This window comes from Bradyrhizobium sp. (assembly GCF_019244115.1).
Taxonomy (GTDB): domain Bacteria; phylum Pseudomonadota; class Alphaproteobacteria; order Rhizobiales; family Xanthobacteraceae; genus Bradyrhizobium.
Genome location: NZ_JAFATE010000605.1, coordinates 1 through 4,925, shown reverse-complemented (window position 1 = coordinate 4,925; position 4,925 = coordinate 1). Strand labels below are relative to the sequence as shown.

Genomic DNA, 4,925 nt, shown 5'->3' with positions numbered 1-4,925 from the left:
GCTGAGCTGCATCCGCAAATGTTTTGATCTGATTGATCTGCACAAGGGCAAGCGCTGGGAGCTCGCGACCATCCCGCGCGAGAATTCCAGGGTCTACGACATGCTGTGCCGCGGCGAGTCGCTCGGTGTGTTCCAGGTCGAGAGCCGCGCGCAGATGAACATGCTGCCACGGCTGAGGCCACGGACATTCTACGACCTCGTGATCGAGGTTGCGATCGTGCGGCCTGGGCCGATCCAGGGCAACATGGTGCATCCCTATCTGAAGCGGCGCGGCCTGGAGCCGGAACAGATCGAGTATCCCTTTCCCAGATATGGCGACCGCAACGAGCTCCGGGACATTCTCGGCAAGACGCTGGGCGTGCCGCTATTCCAGGAGCAGGCGATGCGGATCGCGATCGAGGCTGCGAAATTCACGCCCGATGAAGCCAACCAGTTGCGCCGCGCGATGGCGACCTTCCGTCACCTCGGAACCATCCACAAATTCGAGGAGAAGATGGTCGGCAACCTGATCGCGCGCGGCTATCCCGAAGAGTTCGCCAAAAACTGTTTCAACCAGATCAAGGGTTTTGGCGAATACGGCTTTCCCGAAAGCCATGCGGCAGCCTTCGCGCAGCTCGTCTACGTCTCCTCATGGCTGAAACATTTTCATCCCGACGCCTTCTGCTGCTCCCTGTTGAATTCCCAACCGATGGGGTTTTATGCGCCGGCGCAGATCGTCGGCGACGCCCGCAAGAACGGCGTCACCGTGCGCGAGATCGATATCTCTTTCAGCCATGGCGACAACACGCTGGAGGAGAAGTGCGGCAAGCATCATGCGGTGCGGCTCGGCTTCCGCCAGATCGACGGTTTTAGATGGGTCGACCCGGACGAGGAGCAGTCCAAACTGTCGTTCCGGGGCGATGCGTCAGCATCGAACCCGGAACCTCGAGATTCTCAGGTGCACAATTGCGCACCAGGGTTCGTCGCTGCCGCGACGCCCCGGAATGCCGGAGATAGAGACGATTGGGCCGAGCGCATCGTCGCGGCCCGAGCGCGCCGTCCGTTCACGACGCTGGAGGATTTCGCCCGCGACACGGCCTTGCCGAAGCGCGCGCTGATGCTGCTGGCGGATGCCGATGCGTTCCGCTCGCTCGGCCTCGACCGCCGCGCCGCGCTCTGGGCGGTGCGGCGGCTGCCCGACGATGTGGCGCTGCCGCTGTTCGAGGCGGCGATCGCGCGCGAGCAGCCGGACGAGCAGGCGCAGAGCCTCCCGGAGATGCCGCTGCCCGAACACGTCGTCGCCGACTACCAGACCGTCCGCCTCTCGCTGAAAGGCCATCCGATGCAGTTCCTGCGGCCGATGTTTTCGCGCGAGGGCGTGCTGGCCTGTCACGAGGTTTCTGATGCGAGGGACAGGCAACGGGCAAGCTGCGCCGGCGTGGTGCTGGTGCGCCAGCGCCCGGGCAGCGCCAAGGGCGTGGTGTTCATGACACTGGAGGACGAAACCGGCATCGCCAATATCGTGGTGTGGCCGAAGGTGATGGAGCGCTTCCGCAAGGAGGTGATGGGCTCGCGCCTCGTCCTGGTCGAAGGCTATATCCAGAGCAGTCCCGAAAAGGTCGTCCACCTCGTCGCCGAACGGCTCTACGACCGCTCGGCCGACCTTCAGCTGCTTTCGGACGACAGGCTTGGCCGCAAGGTAGAGGTGCCGAACGGTGCGGCCCTGATCGAACCGCTGCATGACGACCGGCGCCAGCATCCGGACAATCCAGCGCAAAAAGTCCGCCACCCCCGCAACGTGCGCATCCTGCCGAGTTCGAGGGATTTTCGTTGATCGCCGGCGCGTCGTTCTGCGCCAAATCTTGACGTTACGTAATAATAGTGCCATGTTTGTAGCTACACGGAGCGGCCATGCCTTGGACATGGGATCCGGACAAGGCCAAGGTCAACCGCGCAAAGCATGGCCTGTCGTTCGAGACCGCAGCGTTGGTGTTTGACGACCCACTCCACGCGTCGAAACAGGACCCGCATCCGGACGGCGATCGCTGGCATACCCATCGGACTCGTCGGAGAGGTCTTGCTGCTTGTTGTCCATACTTGGCCCGAAGAAACCGAGGACGGCGAACTCATCGGCGCATCATCAGCGCTCGCAAGGCCACCGCACATGAAAGGAAAGCCTATGAAGAAGGGAGCTTCTAAGCGGTTGACACCCAAGCAGCGCGCAGAACTGAAGTCGCTCGCGTCACTCCGCGACAACGCCATCGACACCTCGGATGCGCCAGAATTTCTCGACTGGTCGGGCGCCAAGCGCGGTCTCTTCTACCGACCCGTCAAGCAGCAGCTGACTCTTCGGCTCGATGCCGACGTCCTCGCCTGGTTTAAAAGTCATGCGACGTCTGACGAAGGCTATCAAACGCGCATCAATCGAGCGCTGCGCGAGTATGTGCAGCAGCAGGTGAGCCGAGGTCGGCGATCCAGGGCTTGACGTTTTTTTGACGCGGCGTGTAACACGCGATGCCTAGTGCGCTATGACCTGTTGAATACGCGACAATCCCTGGGATGAAGCCATCGACAGAGGCCCAGATGCAAACGCCGCAAAAAATCCTGGCCGATCTCTGGATGCACGCCGGCGGCGACGGGGCCGCGCTCGACGCGGTCACGCTCACCGGCGAGGAGCCGCAACTGCCGTCGTCGTTCCGTGTCGCGGTGGCGGCACAAGTCTCGATCGCCGCGGCGGGCCTCGCCGCGGCCGAGATCTGGAAGCAGCGCAGTGGCGAGCGGCAGAGCGTGGCCGTCGACATGCGCCATGCGGTCGTCGAGTGTCGCTCCGAGCGCTATCTGCGCGTCAATGGCGAACCGCCGCCGCCGGCCTGGGACGCAATCGCCGGTGTCTATCGCACCGGCGATCAACGCGTCGTCCGGCTGCACACCAATTTTCCGCATCACCGCGCCGCCGTCTGCAAGGTGCTCGACTGCAAGGGCGAGCGCGAGGCAGTGCAGGCCGCGCTGATGCAATGGAACGGCGAAGCGTTTGAGGCTGCGGCCTATGCCGCGGGCGGCGTGGTGGCGCTGATGCGGTCTTATCAAGAATGGTCTACCCTGCCGCAGGCGAAGATGCTGGCCGAGCTGCCGCCACTCATCATCGAGAAAATCGGCGAGGCTGCGCCAAGACCATGGCCCGCCGGAGAGCGTCCGCTTGAAGGCTTGCGCGTGCTCGACTTATCCCGAGTCATAGCCGGCCCTGTTGCGGGCCGCGCACTTGCCGCGCACGGCGCTGACGTGATGCTCGTTTCAGGTCCTGATCTGCCGGCGATCCCGTGGCTCACCATCGACACCGGCCGCGGCAAATTTTCCTGCTTCCTCGACCTGAAAAGCGAAAATGGCCGCGCCCGCTTTCGCGAACTGCTCGCGAGCGCGGATTTCTTTTCGCAGGGCTATCGCCCCGGTGCGCTGTCCTCGCTCGGCTTCTCGCCGGAGGAAGCCGCCGCGATCAGTCCCGGCATCATCGCCGTGTCGCTCTCGGCGTATGGCCATCGCGGACCGTGGGCGGCACGCCGCGGCTTCGACTCGCTGGTACAGACCGCGACCGGGTTCAACCACGCCGAAGGCCAAGCCGCCGGGATTGACGGACCAAAGGAGTTGCCGGCGCAGATGCTGGACCATGCCACCGGCTACTTGATGGCGTTCGGTGCCATGATGGCAAAAGCGCGCCAGGCACGGGAGGGCGGGAGCTGGCATGTTCGCGTGTCGCTGGCGCAGACCGGGCGCTGGCTGTGGGATCTCGGCCGCATCGCCGATTACCTGACGACGCCGGACCTGGCCGCCGACGCGGTGCAGTCGTTCATGGAAGAGTTGTCGTCCGGCTTTGGCGCGCTGCGGGCAGTCAGCCATGCGGCGATCCTGTCCAAAACGCCGGCGTTCTGGTCGCGGCCGGCGATGCCGCTCGGCAGCCATCCGCCGCACTGGCCGCTCCGGGGCTGAGCGATCCCGGCTCTCAATAGGTCGCGGGATGGGAGGATGTGGGCAGATGCCCATACTTCCTGCCCACTCGGTTTGTGGTTGACGTTCCCAACCACCTGTTCCCTGATGAGATCAGGAATGGGAAACCGCGGGAAACGCCATGCGGACCGATCAGCTTCACGGCAACGGCGCCGGTGCCGCAACGTCAGAGCAGATCCTCAGCGAGATTCGGGACTATTGCCGCGCCACGCAGACCGCGGAATCCACCTTCGGGCGGCTTGCCGTCAATGACGGCAAGCTGGTGTCGCGGCTGCGCGACGGTGCCCGCATCACCACCGCCACACTCGACAAGCTCCGCGCCTATCTCAGCGAGCACCGCCCGGCGCCCCTCAAACCGCAGATCAAGCCGCAGCCCGTAGCAGGATCCGCCGGCGGCATGCTGGCCGGCGACGTTGCCCCGCCGGGCTTCCGCTTCTTCGACAATCGGCAAAAATACCTGCTGTTCGTCTCGACCTGCAGCGAGAAGACCGAGATCGCCAACCGCATCTCGCTCGAACTGTCCAACCTGCAGCCGTCGCCGCCGGCGCTCAGACTGTTCGATGCCGGTGTCGGCGACGGCACCGTGCTGTCGCGGGTGATGCGCGCGCTGCATGCGCGCTTTCCGACCATGCCGCTCTATGTCGTGGCCAAGGAGATCTCCTACGAAGACGTCCGCATGATGCTGGAGAAGATGGCCGACCGGCTGTTCGAGCATCCGGCGACCGTGCTGGTCGTGACCAATCTCTATTACGCCGAGGCGCCCTGGCTGACGCCGCGCTCGGCGGCCTCGGCGCAAGGGCTGATCTGGAAGGACGTCGCGCTGTCGGGCAACACCGCGCACGGCTTTGCCGAACAGATCAGGGACCTCGAGGGATTTTTGGCCGAGAACTGGCGGGCCGGGATCAGCCCGAAGACCGGCAATCCCGTCTATATGCGGCCGATCGTGA

4 protein-coding genes and 1 pseudogene are annotated in these 4,925 nt (G+C 64.4%); all 5 read left to right on the top strand.

Translation table 11 applies throughout. The annotated features are described in order from the left end of the window. Positions 1 to 1,813: helix-hairpin-helix domain-containing protein (locus tag JOZ76_RS26785; protein ID WP_291703774.1), on the top strand; the 1,813-nt coding region annotated here is incomplete at its 5' end. 77 nt (positions 1,814 to 1,890) lie between these two features. Beyond that, a complete protein-coding gene (locus JOZ76_RS38385) occupies positions 1,891 to 2,178 on the top strand; it encodes a BrnT family toxin (protein WP_366112825.1) in 288 nt (95 codons plus the stop codon). Next, entirely contained in the window at positions 2,060 to 2,464 is a 405-nt protein-coding gene (locus JOZ76_RS26780; protein WP_441300104.1) for a BrnA antitoxin family protein, read from the top strand. Before JOZ76_RS38385 ends, JOZ76_RS26780 begins: the two co-directional genes overlap by 119 nt. Before the next feature lie 98 nt (positions 2,465 to 2,562). Continuing rightward, positions 2,563 to 3,960, top strand: coding sequence for a CoA transferase (locus JOZ76_RS26775; RefSeq protein ID WP_291703771.1), 1,398 nt, complete (start codon positions 2,563 to 2,565; stop codon positions 3,958 to 3,960). Positions 3,961 to 4,099: 139 nt separating this feature from the next. Continuing rightward, positions 4,100 to 4,925 (top strand): annotated as a pseudogene (locus tag JOZ76_RS26770) (hypothetical protein); the annotation flags it as partial.